This window comes from Actinomycetota bacterium (genome assembly GCA_013152275.1).
Classification (GTDB): Bacteria; Actinomycetota; Acidimicrobiia; order Spongiisociales; family UBA4744; genus BMS3Bbin01.
Genome location: JAADGS010000055.1, coordinates 1 through 23399, shown reverse-complemented (window position 1 = coordinate 23399; position 23399 = coordinate 1). Strand labels below are relative to the sequence as shown.

Sequence of the window (23399 nt, the reverse complement as noted above, 5' to 3'; positions counted from 1 at the left end):
ACTTCCCCCTGAGGTCGCGGGTACACCCCCATCGTCTCGAAGACTCGGCACTTCCCCCTGAGGGGGAAGGAAAGAGGGGGTTGGGCCGCGTTTTCTTGCTTCCCCTCGAGGGGAAGGGTGGCTATCGGATGATCGCGATGACCTGCCCGGGCGAAACGGTGTCACCGGAGCGGACTTTGACCTCGATGACTTCACCGTCGACGGGTGCCCGCACCTCGTTCTCCATCTTCATCGCTTCGAGCACACAGACCGGGTCGCCGTTCCTGACGTGATCGCCGGCCTCCACGTGCACCTTGACGATGGTTCCCTGCATCGGAGCGGTGATGATCCCGGCATCGTCGGAGGAGAGGGCCGTTGCACGGGCGAGTTTCGGCGGCTTGCGTCGCGGACGGTTGCCGTTCAGAGCCGGAGTCTCCGGAGCCCAGAACGTCACCGTAAACCGACGGCCGGATACTTCGACCGTCATGTCCCTTCGTGCGAGTGCTTCGTCCTCTGCGAGCGGTGGGGCGATCGACTGGACCAGATCGGAGAAGTCGAGATCACTCTCGACGAAGCCGGTGTGGTGCTTGCCTTTGAGAAACGTCTCGTTGTCCAGCATCCTGAGATGGGCCGGGATGGTGGTGGGGACACCGACGATCCGGAACTCATGCAGTGCCCGCTTTCCTCGCGCGATGGCCTGTTCCCTGGTCCGGCCCCACGTGATGAGTTTGGCGATCAGCGTGTCGTAGTAGCGGCTGATCTCCGAACCTGTCGTCACTCCGGAGTCGACCCGTACCCCGAAGCCGGCGGGCTCGCGGTAGTCGACGATGCGTCCGGGGTTCGGCAGGAAGCCGTGGGCAGGGTCCTCAGCGTTGATACGGAACTCGATGGCGTGGCCGGAACGCTTCGGAGCGGTGAAGGACAGTGGCTCTCCGGAGGCGACCTTGAGCTGCTCCGCGACGAGATCGATGCCTGTCACCATCTCGGTGACGGTGTGCTCCACCTGCAGCCGGGTGTTCATCTCCAAGAAGAAGAAGTTGCCTTCCTTGTCGACGAGAAACTCGACGGTTCCGGCTCCCCGATAATTGCAGGCCTTCGCCATCTGTATCGCGGAGCGTCCGATCGCCTTTCGGAGGCGGTCGGCGAGGCCCGCCGCCGGGGTCTCCTCGATGAGCTTCTGGTGGCGGCGCTGCATTGAACAGTCGCGTTCGCCCAGGAAAACGGTGTGCCCGTGGTCGTCGGCGAAGATCTGCGCCTCGATGTGCCGCGGTTCCTCGAGGTACTTCTCGACGTACATCTCGGAGCTACCGAAATACGCTTCGGCCTCCCGGCGTGCTCCCTCGACTGCGTCTTGCAGCTCGGAAGCGTCGTAGACGATTCGCAAGCCCTTTCCACCACCGCCATGGGCTGCCTTGACCGCGACCGGGAAGCCGAGCTCGGCGGCTGTCGTGAATGCCTCCTCGGTGGAGGCGAGCGGCTCGGTCGTACCGGGGACCAGTGGTACTCCCGCTTTGCTTGCCGTCTGTCGGGCGGTGATCTTGGAGCCCATCATGATGATCGCCTCTGGCGGTGGACCGACCCAGATCATGCCGGCGTCCATGACCGCCTGGGCGAATTCGGCGTTCTCCGCGAGGAATCCGTAGCCCGGATGGATCGCGTCGGCTCCCGTCTCCTTTGCCACCCGGATGATGTGATGGGCGTCGAGGTACGACTCGGATGACGGTGCCGGCCCGATGTTCCATGCCTCGTCCGCGACCTGTGTGTGGAGGGCGTCCCGGTCGAGTTCGGAGTAGACGGCGATCGTCCGTATTCCCATCTCTCGAGCCGATCGGAGGACACGAACCGCGATCTCGCCGCGGTTCGCAACGAGGAGGGCCTTGATCGAGCGCGGCGGCGGGTTCTTGGGGCTCACAGGGGGATGTTCCCGTGCTTCTTCGCAGGGAGTGATTCTCGTTTCGTGCGTAGCATTTCCATCACCCTGACCAGTTTGGGTCGTGTCATGCTCGGCTCGATGACCTCGTCGACGAGTCCGAGTTCAGCCGCACGGTACGGGTTGTTGAACTTGTTCTCATAATCCGCGATGAGTTCCGCTCGTCTCGCATCGGGGTCGTCTGCGGCAGCGAGCTCGCGGCGGAACACGATGTTCACGGCGCCCTGGGCGCCCATCACGGCGATCTCTGCGGACGGCCACGCGTAGACGAGGTCGGCTCGGATGCCGCGTGAGTTCATGACCACGTACGCTCCGCCGTACGCCTTGCGGGTGATCACGGTCACCCGGGGAACGGTGGCCTCGCTGTATGCGTACAGCAGCTTGGCTCCGTGGCGGATGATGCCGCCGTGCTCCTGATCCACACCGGGGAGAAAGCCGGGCACGTCGACGAACGTGATGAGGGGGATGTTGAATGCGTCACAGAAGCGAACGAAGCGGGCGCCCTTGATCGAGGCGGTGATGTTGAGCGTTCCGGCCAGCACGGAAGGCTGGTTGGCGACGATCCCGACGCTGTAGCCGTCGAGCCGCGCGAAGCCAACGACGATGTTCTGCGCCCAGTGCTCGTGCACCTGATAGAACTCGCCGTCGTCGACGACGCGCTCGATGATGTCGACGACGTCGTAGGGGTGGTTGGCCGAGTCGGGAATGATCGAATCCAGCGCCGATTCGATACGGTCCGCCTGGTCGCTCGGCGCGTAACGGGGCGGCGCCTCCATGTTGTTCTGTGGCAGGAACGACAGCAGATACCGGATCTGTTCGAGGGCGTCGGAACCGTCGGAGGCCACGAAATGGGTGACTCCGGACCTGCCCGCGTGGGCGGCCGCGCCGCCGAGTTCCTCGAATGTGATCTCCTCTCCGGTGACGGCCCGGATGACGTCGGGGCCGGTGATGAAGAGGTGGCTCGAACCTTGCACCTGGAAGACGAAGTCGGTGATCGCGGGCGAGTAGACGGCACCGCCGGCGCACGGTCCCATGATGACCGAGATCTGCGGGATCACACCCGAAGCCCGGACGTTGCGTTCGAAAATGCGACCGTAGCCGTCGAGCGACGCCACACCCTCCTGGATGCGGGCGCCACCGGAGTCCTTCAACCCGATCAACGGTGCACCGGTCTGCAGGGCTGCGTCCATGACTTTGACGATCTTGTCGCTCACGGCACGACCGAGCGACCCGCCGTACACGGTGAAGTCCTCGGCGAAGACGAAGACGGTCCGCCCGTCGATCGTACCCCAGCCGGTGACGACGGCGTCGCCCGGCGGGCGCTTGTTCTCGATACCGAAGCCGCTCGCCTGGTGGCGAACGAACATGTCGATCTCCTGAAAGGATCCTTTGTCCAGGAGGGTTTCGAGGCGCTCGCGTGCCGTCAGCTTGCCGAGTTCATGTTGTCGAGCGACCGCCCGCTGACCCCCCGAGTGGATCGCCTCGTCCTGCAGCCTGCGGAGATCTTCAATGCGTTCTTCTGTGCCCATGCGTAGATTGCCCTTTGACTCCGAGAGGGACGGAATGGCTACACGATACGCTCTCACGACGCTCAACGAGGTGACTTCCACCCAGGACGAGGCTCGATCCCGGCACCGGGGGAAGCCGCTTCTGGTCGTTGCCGGACGCCAAAGGGCCGGTCGGGGTCGGTCGGGGAGGCGCTGGGAGAACGCTCCCCGGGCGGTGGCGGCGTCGCTTGCGTTCACACCGGATTGGCCGCGACTGACATGGCCGAGGCTGTCGCTCACCGCAGGGCTCGCGGCACGTGATGTCTCCGGTTTCGACCTGAAGTGGCCCAACGATCTCATGGTCGGCGGCCGGAAAACCGGCGGCCTGCTCGCCGAGAGCGGCGAGGATCTGGTCGTGGTGGGTCTCGGCGTCAACCTCTGGTGGCCCGACGCGCCCTCCGATTTCGGTGCACTGTACGGCGATGACCCCGGACCGGAGACCGGCGTCGAGTTGGCCGGCCGGTGGGCGGACGCCCTGCTGTCACGTGTGGATCGGGGCCCGGATGATTGGGGGATCGAGGAGTACCGGGTGGCCTGCACGACGATCGGGAGGCACATCCGCTGGGAGCCGGGCGGCGAGGGTGTTGCCGTCGACGTCGCCGACGATGGGCGACTCGTCGTGGAGACATCCGGCGGTCGTCGGATCGAGCTGGCGTCCGGAGAGGTGCGTGAGATTCGATGAGACCGCCATGGGCTGCTTCCGGCGGTCCCGTGTACTGCCGGGATCGCTACCCTTGGATGTCCGATGGCTCGATCCTCTACGCATACCAGTAAACATCCCCGCGCCAGGAAGTGGATTCGCCGCGGTCTCATAACGTTGCTCGTGATCGCGAACATCACGGTGTTCGGGGCCATCTTCACCGTCCGCAATCTCTCCCAGACCGTCGAAGACAACATCACGCGGGACACCGATGTCGTGCGGGCACTCACTCCCACGACCAAGCAGCCGAGTGGTGGCAAGGCTACGGTCCGGCAGCCACCCTCAACGTTCCTGATCCTCGGGTCCGACTCGAGAGCCGACCTCAACGAGGATCTCCAAGGGAACTTCGGCACCACCGCCGGAGGAGCGCGCGCCGACGTGATCATGCTCATGCAGGTCTTCCCGGATGAACACAGGGCACAGGTGCTGAGCCTTCCCAGGGATCTGAAAGTCGACATCGAAGGCTATGGGACGAACAAGATCAACGCCGCATACGCGTACGGGCGAAGCGAGTTGATGGTCCGGACCGTCAAGGAGGCGACTGGGCTCCCGATCCACCACTACGTGGAGGTCGACTTCTCGGGCTTTGCGGCCATCGTGGATCAACTCGGCGGCATCACGATCGATTTTCCGTACCCGGCGAGAGACAAAGGCTCGGGCCTCGCCGTCGATGCCGGCCATCAGACGCTCGACGGCTCTTCGGCATTGGCGTATGCACGATCCCGGCACTACCAGGAACTGCGCAACGGATCCTGGGTCTCGGTCGACAGCGGTGACATCGGCAGGACGAGACGGCAACAGCAGATCATTCTCGCGATCCTGACGGAGTTGAAGCGTCCGTCGTCTATTGCGGACCTGAGTGGGCTCCTGCAAGCGTTCGGAAAGTATGTCACCGTCGACGCGACCCTGTCGCAGAAGACGCTGCTCGACCTCGCATGGGCGATGCGTTCCATCGATGCTTCGACGATCGACACGATGACGCTGCCGACCTACGGCAAGATGATCGACGGCCGCTCCTATCAGCTGCCGAAAGAGCCTGACGCTGCGCGGGTGCTTGCAGCATTCGCCGCAGGCGAGCCTTTCGAAACGGGAATCGAAGGGCCGATCCGGGTTCAGGTGCTCAACGGGAACGGCATCGCCGGGGCTGCGGCCCGCACCGCCGCGTTGCTCGACTCGCCGGCGTTCAAGGTGGCCGATATCGGTGACGCGGATGCGAGCAACTTCGCGACGACCGTGATCCTGGCTCGATCCGATCGCCATCAGCTCGCCGAGGCGGTCGCCGACGCCCTCGGATTCGGAAGCGTGAGCTTCGGGTCCGTTCCCAGCAACATCGACGTCGTCGTCATCGTCGGCAGCGATGCACCCGCCGCCTGACCCTGAAGACCCGTCGCGCAATGCACGGCACGCGTCTCGACGTTGCCGAGGAGCTCAGTCAGGAAGCCGGCTTCCAGCCTCCAGCCCCCGACTTCCAGCAGGAGCCGCGACGCTCGCCCTACGGTCTCGAGGCCGGGTAGGTCGCGATACGAAGTACGAGATACGTGAGTAGGCGAGCGACGCGCACAGCGCCGCTCTACGCGCAGGCATCTTTCGTTCAATCGCCCCCCGATGGAGGCGAGTAGCCTCGCGCTCATGCAGGTAGCTGTCATCGGAGCCGGATACGTCGGGCTCGCCACGGCCGTTGGGCTTTCGTCGCTGGGCCACCAGGTCGCCGTCGGGGAGCGGGACGCCGAGAGAGTCGGGATGCTTCGTTCCGGCCGGTCACCGATCTTCGAACCGGAGCTTGCAGCCATGCTCAGGGTGGGAAGTGAGGCCGGCAGGCTCTCGTTCCATACCTCCAACGTCGATGCCGTGGCAGGGGCGGAAGTGGTGTTCCTGGCCGTGCCGACACCCCAGGGCGAGGACGGGGCCGCCGACACCTCCATCGTCCATGCCGTCCTCGGGGAGATAGCGGGGAGTTTGAGCGACGGGGCGCTGGTCGTGCTGAAGTCGACGGTGCCCGTGGGGTCGGTGTCGAAGGTACAGGCGACGCTCGACGAGCAGGGAGCTCGCGCAACCGTCGTCAGCAACCCGGAGTTCCTGCGTGAAGGTTCGGCGATCTCGGACTTCCTGCATCCCGATCGGATCGTGATCGGCACCGACGACCAACGGGCCGCCGAGGTCATGATCGAGCTGTACCGTGAACTCCAGGCCCCGATCGTCGTCACCGACCCGATCTCGTCCGAGATGGTCAAGTACGCAGCGAACGCCTTTCTCGCGACCAGGATCACGTTCGCCAACGCCGTGGCCAGGCTCTGCGAGGCGGTCGGAGCGGATGTCAAGGACGTGCTTCTCGGCATGGGGTACGACAGCAGGATCGGATTTCACTTCTTCAACCCCGGCCCCGGTTTCGGCGGGTCGTGTTTCCCGAAGGACACCAATGCGCTCGTTGCCGTCGCGGAAGAGGCCGGGTACGACTTCGCACTGCTCAAGAGTGTCATCCGGATCAACGACCTCCAGTGTGCACACGTCGTCGATCACGTTCGGACCGGTGCCGGGGGGACGTTGCACGGCCGCACGGTCGGGATGTGGGGTCTCGCGTTCAAGGCGGGAACCGACGATACGCGATCTTCACCTGCGCTCGCCATCGCCGAACGCCTCATCGAGGAGGGATGCGTCCTGCGGGCGCACGATCCCCAGGCGACGGTGTCGATGGACGGGTTGTCCCAGGTGGACACGCCGCTGGACGCGGCCCGGGACGCCGATGTGCTGCTCATTACGACCGAATGGCCCGACTACCAAGGTGTAGATCTGCACGAGGTTGCCCGGCTCATGAGCGGCGACAGCGTGGTCGATGCTCGCAACCTGCTCGATCCGGACGCCGTGCGGCGCCTCGGGCTCCGCTATCAGGGAATAGGGCGGTAGGCGGCACTTCGTGCTTTCTACGTGGTGGGTGTCGTCGCGATAGGAACGCATCGACACCACGAACGTCACCGGCCAAGGCACTAGCCTGCACAGGGTGAAACTCTCCATCCTCATTCCGGTGTACAACGAACGTGGCACGGTGGGGGAGGCCGTGCGTCGGGCTCGAGCCGTCGAGCTACCGATCGAGCGGGAGATCGTCATCATCGACGATGGTTCGACCGACGGGACCGGCGAGATCGTCGACCAGTTGGCAGACTCCACCGTTCATGTCCTGCACCAGTCCGAGAACAAGGGCAAAGGTGCCGCGATCCGCCGTGGCATCGAAGCATCGAGCGGCGACTGGGTGATCATCTACGACGCAGACCTGGAGTATGACCCGAGAGATTGGCCCACACTCTTGCGGCCGGCGCTCGAAGGGGATTCCCGAGTCGTCTACGGGTCGCGGTTCACCGGCGAGCGTCGCAACATGCTGTTCTGGCATTGGGTTGGGAACCGCTTCCTCAGCTTGACGACCAACGTGCTCTACAACACGACCCTGTCCGACATGGAGACCTGTTCCAAGCTGATCGAAGGCGATCTCGCCCGTTCCCTGAGGCTCACGGCCAACCGCTTCGACATCGAACCGGAGATCACGGCCAAACTTCTCAGGCTCGGCAATCGCATCTATGAGGTTCCCATCCGCTACACGGGGCGCGAGGTCGAAGAGGGCAAGAAGATCTCCTGGCGGGACGGCCTGCCGGCTTTCTGGCGGCTCATTACCACCCGGTTCGTGAGGAAAGGTTCGATTACACGATGAAAGCCATGGTTACCGGTGGGGCAGGGTTCATCGGCTCGCATCTGGTCGATCGTCTTATCGACGAGGGCTGGGAAGTGCTCGTCGTCGACGACCTCTCCGTTGGTCGTATCGCCAACCTGGCAGACGCCCGGGCGCGAGGCAAGGTGCAGTTCCACCAGGTCGACATTCGCGACGATGCCTTCCTGACCGTCACCGAGCGGTTCCGTCCCGAAGTGATCTTCCACCTCGCGGCGCAGGCGTCCGTGCCCGTGTCTACCCGTGATCCGCTGTTCGACGCCTCCGTGAATATCCTCGGGACCATCAACGTGCTCGAGGCCGCCCGTCTCGTCGAGGCGATTCGTGTCGTGGCGGCGTCGTCCGGGGGGGCGATCTACGGAGCCGACGCAAAACTTCCGGTGAAGGAGTCGTACGCGAAGCACCCGGATTCGCCGTACGGGATCTCCAAGAAGGTCGTGGAGGACTACTTCCGCTACTACCGGAACACCACCGGGGTCGACTACCTGCTCGTGGCGTTCTCCAACGTCTACGGGCCCCGGCAGGACCCCTTGGGGGAAGCCGGTGTCGTGTCGATCTTCTCCAAGTTGATGCTCGACGGGAAGCGTCCGGTGATCTTCGGCGACGGTGACCAGACACGGGACTACGTGTTCGTCGCCGACGCCGTCGATGCCTGCGTGCGGGCAGGCGGAGCCGGTGGAGGGCGACTGCTCAACATCGGCACCGGTGTCGAGACATCGGTCATCGAACTGTTCAGAATGCTTGCCGACATCATCGGGTTCGACCAGAACCCCGTCTTCGGGGACCCGAGGCCCGGCGACATCGCCCGGTCGGTGGTCGATGCATCGGCCGCGTCCAAGTATCTCGGCTGGCGGGCGTGGACTTCGATGGAGCAGGGTCTTCGCCAGACCGTGGAGTCGTTCCGGGAGTAGGGGGGAAGACACCCCCATCGGCCTCGTCTCGTTCCTCGCCTCGGCCACTTCCCCCTGAGGGGTGGCTCCGGCTGCGCCGGCTCGGGGACACCCCCATCGCCTCGAAGACTCGGCACTTCCCCCTGAGGGGGAAGGATGTCAGCGGAACAGGTCTTCGCCCGGTGGGCGGACGAGGTCGGTGGCGCGGCCTTCTCCTTCAGGCCACGAGAGCCCGCGAACGATCGCGACCGGGATCCCTTCGGCCTTGCCCATGACCAGATCCGCTGCCGCGGCGATCTCGTCGACGAGCGCGACTTCGGTGACTTCGAGCTTCCTGCCCCACGTGTCGGCGGCGCCTCGATGATCATGGAGGGCAGGCATGCCGGACATGCCGATCGCCACGTCGGTCAGGCCGCGCCGCCAGGCTCTGCCGAACGTGTCGGTGACGATCACCGCGAGTCGCTTGCGCGAGCCGCGTTCGAACCGTAGGCGAAGCCGATGTGCCGATCGATCCGGATCGCGAGGATGGAGCACGGCGAGACCGGGTTCCACGTTGGAGCGGTCGACGCCGGCGTTGGCACAGATGAATCCTTGCCGGGTCTCGGCAATCATCAGATCCCCGCGGCGCCTGATCACTGCCGCCGCCTCCCGTTCCTTGATCGCCCGGTACTCGGCGTCGGATGCATACCGCGCCGTCGCTCCTTCGGCCTTGGAGACCACCTTGTGTGTCACGACGACGACGTCGTCATCTTCGAGACGGAGACCCGCGGCGTGGATTGCCTCGAGGATGGTTTCGGCGAGATCGGTGCCCGGTTGGATCTCGCCGATTCCGGGCACCGGGATGATCGAAAGTGTCACAGCAGATCGATCATCCAGGCAGCGAAGTCGCGGGCGGCGACAGGATCGGCGATCCTCGTGTCCCGAACGTGGATTCGTACGGCGACATCACCGAGGCGGCTGCGATCGGGAGCGTCGCCGAGGTCGATGACGAAATCGTGCAGCAACCCCTGGTAGGCCTCCAGCACTCCCCGGTTACCCGCGGACATGCCGAGTGACCGGAGCACCGCATGAGCCGGTCCCTTCAGTGCACGTCCGCCGAACAGCGGGCTGATGCAGATCACCCGATTCGCTGAGGCGACTGCAGCGGCAACGCCCGGCACGGCGAGCATCGGCCAGATGGAAAGTGGAGGGTTGGACGGAGCGATCACAACAACATCGGCATCCGCGAGAGCGTCGAGCACCCCGGGCGCGGGTTCGGATTGCTCGGCGCCATCGAAGCGGATGTCGAGAACCTCATCCCTGTGAGAGCGGACAACGAAGTACTCCTGGAACCGAATCCACGTGTCGGTACCGACGCGAATCATGGTCCGGAGCCGGTCATCGGTGACGGGCAGGACCGAAGCTCTCAGAGAGAACGCCGAGCCGATCAGCCTGGTCACCTCCGACAGCGGTGCTCCTTCTCGGAGCAGCTTGGTACGGAACAGGTTCGTGGCCAGATCCCGGTCGCCGATCCGAAAGCTCGTGTCGATGCCGAAGGAGGAGAGTTGACGCATCACCTCGAACTCGTCGCCGTCGATACCCCAGCCATGCGGTCCTTCCATACCTGCAAGGGTGTAGGTGACCGTATCGATATCCGGTGACAGGTTGAGGCCATAGATGACGTCGTCGTCACCCACGTTGACGATCACCGAGAGGTCGATATCGTCGAGTCCATCGAGGCCGCGCGCCAGCCGCGCCCCACCAACACCGCCCGAGAGGAGAGCAACGTGCATCATCGTTCGACGACCCGTCGGATTGCGCGGACGTCTCGCTCCCTCCACAATGGCTCTGGCATGTCATCCCCCGATCACGCTTCAGTACTCGCGGCCGTCATGGTGCGCGCCGGAACATTGACCGACGCGCTCGATGCGATCGCGGCACAAGTCTACGAGCCGAGCATGATCGCTGCAGTCGGCGGTGGGGATGTCGCGATGGCACTTGCCAAGGAGCGGGGCATCACCTGGGTGCCGACACCCTCCGCGGTGTGCGAACTCCTCGGCCCGGAGATCACCCACGTGTGGGTGTTGCACGACGATGCGGAACCTCGCCCGGATGCGCTCGGCGCCATGGTGAGAGAGCTCGAGAGGGTCGACGCCTCGGTCGTCGGCGCCAAGCTGTTGCGCACCGACAGTCCCGAAACGCTGGAGCTGGTCGGCGCGGCCACCGACGTCTTCTGCGTTCCCTACACGGGCCTCGACCAGGACGAACGCGACCAGGAGCAGTACGACGTCGTGCGAGACGTCGCCTACATCTCCGGAGCCTGCATGCTGGTCCGAAGGGACCTGTTCCTCGGCCTCGGAGGGCCCGACACGACGATGGCATCCAATGCGGCAGGCATCGATTTCTCTCAGCGCGCGAGAGTCATGGGTGGCAGGGTCGTCGTCGTCCCGTCGGCGGAAGTACTGCATCGGGGAGCGTGCAGTGCCGGACCATCGTGGCGTGAGGAGGCCGGCCAGATTCGCGCCATGGTGAAGACGTACCGTGCGTTCACCCTGCTCTGGGTCCTTCCGGCAGCGTTCCTCACCGGCCTCATTGCTGCGCTCGCCCATACGTTCACCGATCGCCGCACCGCCCTCGGGCGCTTCGCTTTGGCGTGGGCGTGGAACCTTCGGCGGCTCCCTTCGACGCTTGCAGAGCGGAAGCGGTTGCAGAGATCCCGGCTCGTCGGCGACGAAGAGCTCTTCCGCTATCAGGTGCGGGGCTCGGTCGCCCTTCGGGAAGTCGGCGAACTCCTCGGCGATCGCCTGCGGGCACGATCGTCCGACAGTCGGCTCACGAACTTCGTCGATCGCGGTCGGGGATTCTGGCAACAGCCCGGATTCATCGCTTCGCTCTTCGGTCTGTTCTTCGTTGCACTCGCCACCCGATCCATTTGGGAGGCGGGGCTTCCCGTCGCCGGCTTCTCGCTGCCACTGCCGGAGTCGGCGTGGGCGACCCTGCGTTCGTTCGCCGGAGGATGGAACCCGGCAGGCCTCGGAAGTGCCGGTCCCATGCTGCCGGTCGTCGGTGCCGCGTCGCTCGTGCAACTCGTGCTGTTCTCGAAGGCCGGCCTGGCTTCCGCGGTGATGACCGCGGGGGCGCTCGTCGCCGGGATGTGGGGAACGGGGAGGATGCTTGGACGGTTGGGCATCGGGCATTGGGGGAGAGCGATTGGTGCGCTTGCACTGATCGGCGGCCCTGCGGCGAGAGCGTTGGAAGGAGCGAACGCCTGGCCAGGTCTGCTCGCTCTGGGCGCCGCGCCGTGGGCGATCGCCGTGGCGATCCGTCCATGGCCACAGGGGTGGAGGAACAGGCTTGCCAACGTCGGTGCGCTCACCTTGGCGACAGGAGCCCTCGCCGTCTTCTCGCCGATTGCGCTGGTCCTTCCGGTGAGCGCCCTTTTTCTGGGCTCGTTGTTACGAGGCGGCTGGGGATCGGTCCTGCGGGGTGTCGTCGGCGCCGTACTGGCGGTGCCGCTGCTGTTCCCGTGGTTCTACACGACAACGCCCAAGTCGCTGCTTTCAGGACCTTCGTTGTTTTGGAGCCCGAGCCTGTGGATGCTCGGGCTGCTGGCGGCCACGGCTCTGCTGGTGATCGCCTTCGGTGACAAGGAGATCTCGGCAATCGCCGGTTGGGGCGCGGTGCTCGTGGCGTTGGGTGCCACGGCGGCGAGGACCGCAGGACTCGGAGGCGGCTATGAGATGGCGGTCGCCGGTCTGGTCACGGCCTCGCTGGGCACGGCACTTCTCGCGGGGGCGGCGGTCGATCTCGGCGGACGGCTGTCGACATCGAGGCTGCTCCGCAGGACCCTCGTTTCGGTCGGAGCGGTAGGCGGCGTCATGGTCGCTGCGGGCGCTCTCCTCCTGATTCCCGGCGGCAGGGCGGGCCTGGGCCCCGACCGGTTCGGATCCCAGCTCGAGTTCACGAGTGCGCGCGCGACGGCGGATGGCGTCGACCGGTTGCTTCTGATCGGTGACGCAGCAGATCTTCCCGGTTCCGCGAGGGAAGGTGCCGGTTTTGCCTATCGCTTGATCGGCGGGCCTGTGCCGACGCTCCCCGAAGGCCGGCTTGCCGCCCCCGGTGTCGGCGATGCCGCTCTCGCCGCGACGCTCGAACGGATCAGTTCCGGTGATGAACTGCGACCCGGAGCCGCCCTCGCCGAGTTCGGAGTGCGGTGGGTGGTTCTGCTGAACCCGACGCCCTTCGATCGAGCTCTCGAAACCCAGCTCGACATGCGTTCGCTTCCAGGGCTCGACTATGCCGTGTTCGAGAACGAGGTTCCTTCGCCGCGTGCGGTCACGACCGGTGGCGAAGCGTGGCACTACAAGCCCCCGGGCTATTGGGGTCCGGCTGCAGCGCGTGTCGTGATCAGAGAGAACGCCCACCCGGGCTGGGGGAGTGCCTGGATGCAGAGCGGATGGGCAAATGAGGCCGACGGATCCAGGGGCGTTGTCGAGTTCACTCCCAATGCGACGCTGAGGCTGTTGGCGGAACTGGCAGGCATCTACCTGGTCCTGGTGCTCGGTGTCGCCGCGTTTGCAGGGAAGAAACCATGAAACGGCTGCTGAGTCTTCTGCTCGTCGGGGCGCTCGGCGTTTTGGCGTGGGCGCTGCCCGTCCCGGAGACCCAAGAATCACCGACGACGACCGTTCCCGTTGCCGTTGTTGCGACGACGTCGAGCCATTCGACGTGCCCGTGGGCGTTCTCCGACGATGTCATCGATACGTTCTTCGTGGCACAGTCCGAGAACGACGCCGACCTTCGCTTCACGTTCCCGGTCGGAGGAGAGATTCGTAGAACCGTCGAGGAGTCTCAGGTCGGGCCCGCGGCGACCGCGCTCTCGCTCGCCGGCGTGCTCAACCAGGGGGTTTCACCTGCCGTCGTCGAGTTCTCTTCGACTTCGTCGGCCGCAGGCATCGTCGAGACCGGCGAAGGCGTCCTCGCTGCAGATATCTGCCCGTCGGCGTCATCGAAGATCTGGCATCTTCCAGGCGGCTCCACCCTCGAAGGACAGACGCTTCGCCTGGTGCTGTTCAACCCGTTCTCCGACGACGCGAGGGCGAGCATCACCGTCACGAGCGAGGCCGGGTTCGAACCGATCCCCGAGTTCGAGTCGGTCTCGGTCGCGGGACGCTCCTGGAAAGTGATCGATCTGGGCAAGCTGCTGCCGCTACGAGAGAGCATCTCCGTTGCCATCGACATGAAACAAGGCGTCATAACACCGGCGATGGTGCTCTCCGAAGGTGACGACGAGGCGGTTTGGACCAACGAAGGTCAGGCGGACCAGTGGGACTTTCCGGTGGCAGATGCAGGAGGGCTCACGCCGCGGCTCTCCATCTCCAACGATGGCGCCGGCCCTGTCGACTACGAGATCGATGGTTACTCCACCACAGGGGCCGAAGCAGCGCTGCTGACCGGCACGCTCGACGGCCGCAGTCAGGTGCAACTCGACGTGAGCGGTCTCGTCGAGGGCGTGTTCGGTCTGCGGCTGCGGACCAGCGGCCCGGTGGCTGCGACCCTGGTTGCCGACGACGGAGTTCGTGTTGCTGCAACGGCCGGCGTGACGTTGCAGGCCACACGATGGATGCTGCCGGGGTTCGGCATGGCCGGCACCTCGACACTGTGGGTGATGAACACCGGAGCCGAGACGGCGACCGTGACCTATCGCCTTCTCGATTCGGGTGGCGCACTGGGCGAAGTCGAGAAGGTCGCCGTTCTCCCAGGGCGTGTTCTCGCCGTACCCACCGTGCCGATCGGAGCCTCCGCACTCGTGCTCGAGGCCAACCATCCGATCAGTGTGGCGTGGACGATGGAACGCGACGGAGCCATCGCCTATGCGAGTGGCGTACCGATGGCCCACCAGTAGCCACCTTTTTGAACCCTGGGTTCGTAGGCGTCGTGGCGACCCCCCTGAGCCCTGGGTTCAACGTGTGGGGGGCGAAACGGTCTGATCCTTGGTCCAGGGGCGGCGGGCCGGTACCGTTACCGCATGCTTGCCACGTGCGTTCGATGTAGTGCTCCCGCCGGAGCCGTCATGTCCTACAACTACGACGAGCGGTCGGTCCGTCTCGACGACATCCTCGGCGTGCTGGAGCCGGGCACCGGGTATCACCTGTGCGCCTCGCATTCGGATCGACTGTCCCCACCGCTCGGATGGACGCTCACCGACCACCGAAGCACCTCGCGGCTGTTCGCTCCCCTCGAAGTGGCCTAGCGCCGGTGGCCATCGACCGAGATCTGCTCGAAGCGGTTCGCGAACTCGATACGCACGAACTCCAACGGCTCGTCATCGTGGCACGGGCACGTCTCGAATCGGTCGGTGCGATCACACCGGGCTCGGATGTGAACGTCAGCCTTCGCCAACAGGGGATCCGATGTGGCAAACCGTCGTGTTCGCGATGCCCCCACGGACCGTACTGGTACGCCTACTGGACCGAGAACGGACGGAGGCGTACCCGCTATGTGGGCAAGCTTCCCGAGCAGCCCCTGAAACTCAGGTAAGCTCTCCGTGCCGCGACGAAGGGGTTGGGCGTGCACTGTCCGAAGTGCGGAGCTCGTGATGTGATAGAAATCGACCATCGGTTGCCCGACGGCAGCGAGGTTCACTTCTACTCGTGTCACAAGTGTGAACAGAAATGGTGGGACAAGGATGGCGAACACCTTCCCTTGGCCGAAGTCCTCGACCTTGCGCGGAAACGTCGCTCCTGACCGTCCCTCCGTGAACCCGGACCGTACGCACGAGTCGATCCCGCTCTGGGTAGTGGTTGCGGGCATCGGGTTGGCCGTTGCGGCGGTCTTCATCGTCATGAACCCGGTGCTGCTGCTGACGCCGAACACGCCGTCGGGTGGGGACATGGGTGCCCACGTGGCCGTCCCGGCGTATCTACGTGACGTGATGCTGCCGGAAGGGAGGATCCTCGGCTGGAGCAACGACTGGTTCGCGGGCTATCCGTTCCTCTTCTTCTACTTCCCGATTCCCGCCCTGGCCACCGTGCTCCTCGACGTTTTCATCCCGTACGGTGTCGCATTCAAGATCGTCTCGATTCTCGGCCTTCTGGCACTCGCCCCGGCGACCTACTTCCTGGTGAGGACGATGGGGTTCTCGCGCTTCACCTCGACGGTCGCGGGAGCCGCCGGAGGGGCGTTCGTGTTCATGGAGAGCTTCTCGATCTACGGCGGCAACATTCCGTCGACTCTGGCAGGCGAGTTCTCGTTCTCGTGGTCGTTCGCGCTCGTGATGGTGTACCTGGGCCTGCTGGTCCAGATCGTTCGGGACGGGAAGCGCAAGGTTCCCCTCGCCGGTCTCGTCCTGGGCCTCATGGCGTTGACGCATCTCATCACCACCCTTGCCGTGATCGTTGCTTCGCTGCCCGTGATGCGGTGGAAGGGGGGAACCAAGAAGACGCTTGCGATATGGGGCCTCGGTTTCTCGGTGGCGGCCTTCTGGGCGGTTCCGCTACTGACCAGGGTCGGGTACTCGTCGGACATGGCCTGGGTTCCCCTCTCGGGGTGGAAGAACGTCCTGCCGGAGGAGATCTGGATGCTGCTCCTGCCGGCTGTCGTCGGCCTGGTCATCGCGGTGCGCCGGACGACGAGGGCGACCCCGTTCGTGACCCTGGCGATCTTTCCGGTCGTCTACTACTGGCTGATCCAGTACATCCCCGCGTGGCTCCCCGCGCGCTTTCACCAGATTCAGGGCAAACTGTGGAACGGGCGCTTTCTGCCATTCTTCTTCTTCGGCGTCTGGGTGTTTGCCGGCATTGCCCTCGGGGTGGCGCTCAAGGCGCTGGCACGCCATCTGCCGGAGCGGTTCGGCGTCTGGTGGGTTCGGGGACTCCTCGTCGTCGGGACCGTGGTGGCCTTTCTCGTCTCCGACCAGGTTGTGTTGGGGGGAGTTGCCGGATGGATCGCCATCGGTGTCGGCGTGCTGGCGGTTGCCGGAACCTTCACGATGCCCCGCCGAGTGCATGTCGGTTCCGTGCTGCCGATCGCCGGGGCGTTCATCATCGTTGCCGCCTCGCTGGCGGGGATGACCTTCATCCCCGGGTGGGTGCAGTGGAACTTCTCCGGGTATGAAGGCAAGGCGGCTGCACCCGAGTACTTCGCGCTGATGAACACACTGGACGAACTCCCCGGCGGCAGGGTCCAGTGGGAGTACAACAAGGACCAGAACAAGTACGGGACGCCGATGGCCTTGATGCTGATCCCCTACTGGACCGAAGGGAAGGACGCGTCCATGGAGGGCCTGTTCTTCGAGTCGTCGCTCACCACGTCGTTTCATTTCCTCAACCAGGCCGAGATGAGCTTGGCGCCGTCCAGTCCCGTACCCGGATTGAACTACCACCGTTTCGATTTCAAACGAGGTCTGGAACACCTCGCGCTCTACAACGTTCGCTACTACGTCACCTACACCGACGAGGCCAAGGAGAAGGCTTTCGCCACGCCCGAGCTGCGGTTCATCACCGAATCGGACCCGTTTGCCATCTTCGAGCTGCCGGAGTCTTCGCTCGTCGACGTGGCCGCCTACGTGCCGGCCGTCTATGAAGGGTCGGACTTCACACAGGCCACCTTGAACTGGTACGACCGGGAGGGGCTGCTGGATCGTTGGCTGGTGTCGGACGGTCCCGCTGATTGGCCACGGGTCGGCGACGATCTGGTGATCCCCTCGATTCCCGAGGCGAGCGGCGGCGTCGTCAGCAACGTGAAACTGGAGAATGACCGCATCTCGTTCCATACGACGGCCGTCGGTGTCCCGCACATGGTCAAAGTCTCCTACTTCCCCGACTGGCGGGCGATCGGAGCGGACGGTCCGTATCGTGCGGCACCCTCGTTGATGATCGTCGTCCCGACCCAGGAAGACGTCGTACTCCAGTTCCGGTCGTCATTGGCCGAAAAAGCCGGCATGGCGCTCACGATCGTTGCATTGATCTTCATCGCCGGCGCCGCCATCGTGCAGCGCCGGAGGAACGCACGGTGAAGAACTACCTGCGCACGTTCCTCACCCGCGAGACGGCCGGTCAGTTCTTCCGGCTCAGCCTGATCGGTGGGCTGAACACACTGGTCTACTTCGCGCTTCTGAATATCTTCCGGTGGGGGGTCCACCTGTCGGCGTTCTGGTCGGTGACGTGGGGCTTCGTTCTGGCGACCGCGATGTCATACGTGCTGAACCGGCGATGGACGTTCAGGATCAAGGAGGGGCGTGGTTCGATCCGGGAGACCGTCTGGTTCTACGTCGTGAACGTTGCGGCGTGGGCGGTGACCGTCGCCGTCGTCAAGATCGCAGAGTGGCTGTTCGGGGCGCTCGGCCCGTTCGCACTCAACGCCGCCAACATCGTTGCCACGGGGTTCATTCTGATCCCCAAGTTCGCCTCGTATCGCGACCTGGTGTTCGGCAGGGCCTTGCGACATCAGCGCCGTCGCACGACTCCCGCCGAGTAGCCACCCATCCGTTCTCGTGACGGTTGCCCAGGATTATTCCCGTGAAGCGTCACGAGAACGGAGGGACCACCAGAAGATCTTGAAGGTGTCCCTGCCCATCTCCCAGAGGGTCGAGATCGACAGAGGCGCCGACGACGCCCCCACCCGCAGGGCGACGGGGACTTCGCCGATCCGGGCACCGTATCTGTCGGCCCGGACGAGCAGTTCGAGGTCGAACGCGTAGCGGGTCACCATCAGGTCAGGCAGCACCGCCTGGAGCACGTCACGGCGAAACAGCTTCAGCCCCGTCTGCGTCTCGCTGACCTGAAGCCGGAACAGGACCCGGGTGACGAGGCGGAAGATGCCGCTGAGCAGACGCCGCTTCCACGGGTACCGCCCACCGCTCATTCCATAGCGTTTCGTTCCGACGAGGACGTCGAGGTCCCGTTCGGTGAGCGTCTCGACGAGATCGGGGATCTGGTCGGGCGGCAGGTCGAGGTCACCGTCGAGGAACACCACCACCGGTCGTTCGGCGGCGAGGCCCCCGGTCCTGAGTGCACCACCTTTTCCTAGGTTGGTGTCGTGGCGGAGCACCCGGACCGTCGCAACTTCGCCTGCGGCCCTCGTTGCCTCGTCGAACGTGTCGTCGGTGCTCCCGTCATCCACGACGATGATCTCCGATCCCTCCAGGGCGTCGAGGACGGAGGAGACTTCGAGGATGTTGGCGTAGATCGACGTGCCTAGCTGGTAGGCGGGCATGACGACGGAGACGGGTGTGGACAAAGCACGGGGAGTCTAGACCCAACTCCCACCTGTTCTCGTGACGCTTCACGGGAATAATCCCCACCAACCGTCACGAGAACGGGTGGGCAAGGCGGCGGCGACTCCTACACTGTTCCCCATGCGTGACCTGCATCCGATCTTCAAGGCGTACGACGTGCGGGGCCGCACCGACACGGGGGATCTCGACGAAGACGCGGCCCGCCGTATCGGCGCCGCCTTTGCCCGTTTCGCCGATGCGCCGCAGGTCGCGCTCGGATACGACTGCCGCGCATCGTCGCCCGGCCTCGCGGCTGCGTTCGGCGAGGGCGCGACCGCACAGGGGGTGGACGTTCTCGACATCGGGCTGGTCGCGACCGACACGCTGTACTTCATCTCGGGCAAGCGGAACATCCCCGGGGCGATGATCACGGCCTCGCACAACCCACCCGAATGGAACGGGATCAAGTTCTGCCGCCGGGGGGCTGCGCCGATCGGAGTCGAGTCCGGACTGACCGACATTCGGGACCTTGCAGAACAGGGGCTGGATGCAGCGGGAACGACCGGGTCCGTCGAGTCGTTCGATCCGATCCCCGGCTACATCGACCATCTGCTCTCCATCGTCGAGCCGAAGCGGATCGGCCCTCTACGGGTTGCTGCAGACGGCGGCAACGGCATGGCCGGCGTGGCCCTCCCCGGCGTGTTCGCAAGACTCGATGCCGAGCTCATCCCGCTGTTCCTCGATCCGGACGGCCGCTTCCCCAACCATCCGGCCGACCCGTTGAAGCCGGAGAACCTGCGAGACCTCGAGGCCGTGATGCGCACGCAGCGTCCCGATCTCGGTGTCGCCTTCGACGGTGACGCCGACAGGGCGTTCTTCATCGATGAGCTCTCTCAGCCCTTGTCGGGAAGCACGACCACCGCGCTGATCGCCACGTGGTTCCTCGCCCGGGAGCCCGGAGCCAAGATCGTGCACAACCTGATCGTCTCCCGTGCCGTCCCCGAGGCGATTCGGGCCGCCGGCGGGACGCCGGTTCGCACACGGGTCGGGCATTCGTTCATCAAACAGATCATGGCCGAAACCGGCGCGGTGTTCGGCGGTGAGCATTCGGGGCACTACTACTTCAGGGACAACTACCGGGCCGACTCCGGGACGCTCGCGATGCTCGTCCTGCTGCAGGTCGTCTCCGAAGACGGGCGTCCCCTCTCCGAGATCCGAAAGGACTTCGAACCCTACGTGGCGTCCGGGGAGATCAACCTGCACGTCGACGACCAGCAGGACGCCATCGAGCGTGTCGCCGCCGCCTTCGAAGACGCGTCTCAGAACCGGATGGACGGCCTCACGGTGGAATGGCCGGACCGGTGGTTCAACCTGCGGCCGTCGAACACCGAGCCCGTCCTGCGACTCAACGCGGAGGCGGGCGACGAGGCCACTGTCGAGAAACTCGTTGCTACGGTGCGGTCGATACTGAAAGGAACATGATGGGTCTCATTCCGGACGAACTCGCCGAGATCCTCGTGTGCCCTTCGTGCCACGGAGACCTCCGAGAGGATGAAGCGGCACAACGCCTCATCTGCACCGCATGCGGACTGCGCTACCCGGTGCGAGACGGCATCCCCGTGATGCTCATCGAGGAAGCGACTCGAGAGACATGAGCACCATGGAGACCATGCTGGCGAGCCTGCCGGACCAGTACCGGTGGGCCGCAGACCTCACCCCCCCGTCGCTTCGCGCCGCAACGGCGGCGCTGGTCTGCGGGATGGGAGGCTCCGGCATCGCCGGCGACGTGGCCGGCGCCGTGGCCGCCGACGCGCCGGTGTTCGTGCACAAGAGCTACGGGATCCCCGGATGGGCCGGCCGGCTCTCACCGCTGGTGGTCGCAGTCTCCTATTCGGGCAACACCGAGGAGACGCTCTCGTGCGTCGACGCCGCCGACCGTGCGGGATTTGCGATCGCAGCCGTCAGCAGCGGGGGAGCGCTCACACGTCTCGCCCGAGAGCATGGTTGGCCGCTCGTCGAGGTTCCCGGTGGGCTTCAGCCCCGGGCAGCCTTCGGGTATCTCACCGGTGCGGTGCTGAGGATCCTCGAGGGCGCCGGGCTCATCGAGGAGACCGGACTGGATGAGGCCGCCACCGTCACCGACGAGCTGCTCGGTGCCGATCTGGACGGTCCGGGACGCCATCTCGCCGACGACCTCGCCGAAGGCCTCGCAGGCCGGATCACCCTGGTGGTCGGCTCCGGACCGGCAGCAGTCGCCGCCTACCGGTGGAAAACCCAGATCAACGAGAACGCCAAGGCGCCTGCGTTCACCACGACGATTCCCGAGACCGACCACAACGAGATCGTCGGATGGTCCACCCTCGGGTCTGCGATCCGATTGACCGTCGGTGTCGTCGCGCTGCGCGACCCGCACGAACCCTCCCGGGTCGCCGCCCGATTCGAGCCCACCCTGAACCGGCTGTCGGAAGGGGCGGGCCTCGTCGGTGAAGTGTGGGCACAGGGGGAACATCGGCTCGCCCGAATTGCGAGCCTGTGCGTCATCGGGGATATGGTCTCGTTGCGCCTGGCCAGAAACGCCGCCGTGGACCCGGTCCCCGTCGAGGCCATCGAAGTACTCAAGCATGAGCTAGGAGAGACATGAACTACGACATCGCCGACGCTTCCCTCGCTTCCGAAGGGGCTCGTAGGATCGGATGGTCGGGCCGGAGGATGCCGGTCCTCGAGACGATCAGGGAACGATACCGTCAGACGAAGCCGCTGGAGGGGATGCGCATCGCAGCGTGCCTGCACGTGACGGCCGAGACCGCCAACCTGATGATGGCGCTGCGAGACGGCGGAGCCGACGTCGTGCTGTGCGCCTCGAACCCGCTGTCCACGCAGGACGATGTCGCCGCGGCGCTCGTCGCGGACGGCATCCCCGTGTTCGCGGTCCGAGGCGAGGACGACGAGCGGTACTACCGCCACATCGATGCCGTGCTCGACACCAAGCCGCACATCACGATGGACGACGGCGCCGACCTGGTGTCGGTGCTGCACAAGGACCGGACCGACGTCACACCGATCGGTTCCACGGAGGAGACCACGACCGGAGTGATCCGCCTGAGGGCCATGGCCAACGATGGGATGCTTCGACTTCCGGTGGTGGCCGTCAACGATTCGGCGACCAAGCACCTGTTCGACAACCGGTACGGGACCGGGCAGTCGTCGCTGGACGGCATCCTGCGGGCATCCAACATCCTGCTCGCCGGGTCGAACATCGTCGTGGCCGGCTACGGGGATTGCGGCCAGGGTGTCGCCTCCCGTGCCGACGGGATGGGCGGCCGTGTCATCGTCGTCGAGTCGGACCCGATCAGGGCCCTGTCGGCCGCCATGGACGGCTACCGGGTGATGACCGCCGACGATGCATCCGAGCTGGGGGACCTGTTCATCACCGTGACCGGCGACAAGCACGTCTTTCGAGGCCGGCACTTCGACCGGATGAAGGACGGCGTGATTCTCGCCAACGCAGGCCACTTCGACGTCGAGATCGATCTGGGAGCCTTGGCGGAGAAGGCCGTGGCGCGCCGTCAGGTTCGCGAGAACCTCGAAGAGTTCGAGCTCGCCGACGGACGCAGGATCCTCGTCGCGGCAGAGGGGCGCCTCGTCAACCTGAGCGCGGCCGAAGGGCATCCCGCAGACGTGATGGACATGTCGTTCTCGGATCAGGCGCTTGCGGCGGAGTGGCTCGTCAACAACCACGAAGGGCTCGAACCGGGCGTGTACACGATCCCGGCCGAGCTGGACCGCGAGGTTGCGAGGATCAAACTCGAACATCTCGGCGGTGCGGTCGAGGTGCTGACCGAGGAGCAGATCGCGTACCTGGCGTCCTGGCAGGAAGGGACCTGAGACTCGCTTCGCGAGCCGGTCATCGGTGTGTCTTCGCAGCGGGGGCCGGGAGGAACACTGCGGCCACCGGCGGCTCAGTGGTCCCGGACCCAGAGGGCGATGCGCCCGACCCACGGAACGGCGAACACCACCTTCCCGTCGATCGCGTCTGCGGCGACGGGTGTGTCCTCGGACCGGTTGTTGTCTCCACGGGTCGTGATCATCAGGCCGCCGGGTGTGTCCTCGATGCGTACGATCCGGTGGGTCACCGGCATCGTTCCTTGCCGGTACATCACGATGTCACCGATCGCGAGACCAGCGACATCGACGGGTTCGCGCACGATGACGACGTCGCCTCGGATGAGGGCCGGTTCCATGCTGGTCTCGGCAACGACCAACGGTCGGACCCCGAGCACACCGGTGAACAACGCCACGGCGGCCGCGGCGACGTCGATGGTCGCCACCCACCCGGGCCAGGCCTTCTGGACCCGTCTCGGCTGTTCGAAGTGGCGCTGTGGCTCTTCGAGGGCGTCTGCCGCCAGGGAGCGGAAGAGTGTCATCCCAACGATCGGCGTGATGACC

General features: G+C 65.2%; 21 protein-coding genes and 1 pseudogene. 16 read left to right on the top strand and 6 right to left on the bottom strand.

What is annotated here, in order from left to right; all coding sequences use genetic code 11:
• Window positions 1–121: 121 nt before the first annotated feature.
• Together GXP34_09285 and GXP34_09280 are read right to left on the bottom strand one after the other, a co-directional pair.
• Window positions 122–1852: pseudogene (locus tag GXP34_09285) on the bottom strand (acetyl-CoA carboxylase biotin carboxylase subunit).
• 35 nt (window positions 1853–1887) lie between these two features.
• Complete coding sequence (locus GXP34_09280; GenBank protein ID NOY56167.1) at window positions 1888–3438, bottom strand: acyl-CoA carboxylase subunit beta; 1551 nt, start codon at window positions 3436–3438, stop codon at window positions 1888–1890.
• Between the two features lie 34 nt (window positions 3439–3472).
• Here GXP34_09280 and GXP34_09275 point away from each other — a divergent pair, with 34 nt between their 5' ends.
• The 5 genes from GXP34_09275 to GXP34_09255 all read left to right on the top strand — a co-directional run bounded on the left by GXP34_09275 (window position 3473) and on the right by GXP34_09255 (window position 8779).
• Window positions 3473–4138: a biotin--[acetyl-CoA-carboxylase] ligase gene (locus GXP34_09275; GenBank protein NOY56166.1), complete on the top strand. Its 666-nt coding sequence runs from the start codon at window positions 3473–3475 to the stop codon at window positions 4136–4138.
• A gap of 63 nt (window positions 4139–4201) precedes the next feature.
• Entirely contained in the window at window positions 4202–5530 is a 1329-nt protein-coding gene (locus GXP34_09270; protein ID NOY56165.1) for an LCP family protein, read from the top strand.
• Between the two features lie 231 nt (window positions 5531–5761).
• Complete coding sequence (locus GXP34_09265; protein NOY56164.1) at window positions 5762–7057, top strand: UDP-glucose/GDP-mannose dehydrogenase family protein; 1296 nt, start codon at window positions 5762–5764, stop codon at window positions 7055–7057.
• Between the two features lie 85 nt (window positions 7058–7142).
• Window positions 7143–7853 carry a glycosyltransferase family 2 protein gene (locus tag GXP34_09260; GenBank protein NOY56163.1) on the top strand — a complete coding sequence of 237 codons (711 nt, stop codon included), beginning with the start codon at window positions 7143–7145 and terminating at the stop codon, window positions 7851–7853.
• Window positions 7850–8779: an NAD-dependent epimerase/dehydratase family protein gene (locus GXP34_09255; protein ID NOY56162.1), complete on the top strand. Its 930-nt coding sequence runs from the start codon at window positions 7850–7852 to the stop codon at window positions 8777–8779. The genes GXP34_09260 and GXP34_09255 overlap by 4 nt, the downstream gene beginning before the upstream one ends.
• Window positions 8780–8917: 138 nt before the next feature.
• Here the strand turns inward: GXP34_09255 and cofE are convergent, their stop codons facing one another.
• Window positions 8918–9616, bottom strand: coding sequence for a coenzyme F420-0:L-glutamate ligase (gene cofE, locus GXP34_09250; GenBank protein NOY56161.1), 699 nt, complete (start codon window positions 9614–9616; stop codon window positions 8918–8920).
• The gene (cofD, locus tag GXP34_09245) at window positions 9613–10530 is read right to left on the bottom strand and encodes a 2-phospho-L-lactate transferase (protein NOY56160.1); all 918 of its coding nucleotides are present in this window, start codon (window positions 10528–10530) and stop codon (window positions 9613–9615) included. The genes cofE and cofD overlap by 4 nt, the downstream gene beginning before the upstream one ends.
• A gap of 60 nt (window positions 10531–10590) precedes the next feature.
• On the opposite strand from cofD, the gene GXP34_09240 reads away from it, so the two are divergent.
• The 7 genes from GXP34_09240 to GXP34_09210 all read left to right on the top strand — a co-directional run bounded on the left by GXP34_09240 (window position 10591) and on the right by GXP34_09210 (window position 18214).
• Window positions 10591–13332 carry a hypothetical protein gene (locus GXP34_09240; GenBank protein ID NOY56159.1) on the top strand — a complete coding sequence of 914 codons (2742 nt, stop codon included), beginning with the start codon at window positions 10591–10593 and terminating at the stop codon, window positions 13330–13332.
• Complete coding sequence (locus GXP34_09235) at window positions 13329–14642, top strand: hypothetical protein (protein NOY56158.1); 1314 nt, start codon at window positions 13329–13331, stop codon at window positions 14640–14642. Before GXP34_09240 ends, GXP34_09235 begins: the two co-directional genes overlap by 4 nt.
• A gap of 168 nt (window positions 14643–14810) precedes the next feature.
• The gene (locus tag GXP34_09230; protein NOY56157.1) at window positions 14811–14990 is read left to right on the top strand and encodes a DUF3499 family protein; all 180 of its coding nucleotides are present in this window, start codon (window positions 14811–14813) and stop codon (window positions 14988–14990) included.
• 5 nt (window positions 14991–14995) lie between these two features.
• Window positions 14996–15277, top strand: coding sequence for a hypothetical protein (locus GXP34_09225; GenBank protein ID NOY56156.1), 282 nt, complete (start codon window positions 14996–14998; stop codon window positions 15275–15277).
• A gap of 60 nt (window positions 15278–15337) precedes the next feature.
• Entirely contained in the window at window positions 15338–15484 is a 147-nt protein-coding gene (locus GXP34_09220; GenBank protein ID NOY56155.1) for a hypothetical protein, read from the top strand.
• Between the two features lie 10 nt (window positions 15485–15494).
• Complete coding sequence (locus GXP34_09215) at window positions 15495–17753, top strand: hypothetical protein (GenBank protein ID NOY56154.1); 2259 nt, start codon at window positions 15495–15497, stop codon at window positions 17751–17753.
• Entirely contained in the window at window positions 17750–18214 is a 465-nt protein-coding gene (locus GXP34_09210; GenBank protein NOY56153.1) for a GtrA family protein, read from the top strand. Before GXP34_09215 ends, GXP34_09210 begins: the two co-directional genes overlap by 4 nt.
• Window positions 18215–18247: 33 nt before the next feature.
• Here GXP34_09210 and GXP34_09205 read toward each other — a convergent pair whose 3' ends face one another.
• Window positions 18248–18976 (bottom strand): glycosyltransferase family 2 protein, encoded by a 729-nt coding sequence (locus GXP34_09205; protein NOY56152.1) that lies wholly within the window; start codon window positions 18974–18976, stop codon window positions 18248–18250.
• Between the two features lie 118 nt (window positions 18977–19094).
• On the opposite strand from GXP34_09205, the gene manB reads away from it, so the two are divergent.
• Genes manB through GXP34_09185 form a run of 4 tightly spaced genes read left to right on the top strand, consistent with a single transcriptional unit; the run spans window position 19095 to window position 22838 of the window.
• The gene (gene manB / locus GXP34_09200; GenBank protein ID NOY56151.1) at window positions 19095–20435 is read left to right on the top strand and encodes a phosphomannomutase/phosphoglucomutase; all 1341 of its coding nucleotides are present in this window, start codon (window positions 19095–19097) and stop codon (window positions 20433–20435) included.
• 8 nt (window positions 20436–20443) lie between these two features.
• A complete protein-coding gene (locus GXP34_09195) occupies window positions 20444–20608 on the top strand; it encodes a Trm112 family protein (protein NOY56150.1) in 165 nt (54 codons plus the stop codon).
• Complete coding sequence (locus GXP34_09190; GenBank protein ID NOY56149.1) at window positions 20605–21594, top strand: bifunctional phosphoglucose/phosphomannose isomerase; 990 nt, start codon at window positions 20605–20607, stop codon at window positions 21592–21594. The genes GXP34_09195 and GXP34_09190 overlap by 4 nt, the downstream gene beginning before the upstream one ends.
• On the top strand, window positions 21591–22838 hold the full coding sequence (locus tag GXP34_09185) for an adenosylhomocysteinase (protein ID NOY56148.1): 1248 nt from the start codon (window positions 21591–21593) through the stop codon (window positions 22836–22838). The genes GXP34_09190 and GXP34_09185 overlap by 4 nt, the downstream gene beginning before the upstream one ends.
• A gap of 74 nt (window positions 22839–22912) precedes the next feature.
• Here the strand turns inward: GXP34_09185 and GXP34_09180 are convergent.
• The coding region (locus GXP34_09180) for a signal peptidase I (GenBank protein NOY56147.1) at window positions 22913–23399 on the bottom strand (487 nt) is incomplete at its 5' end.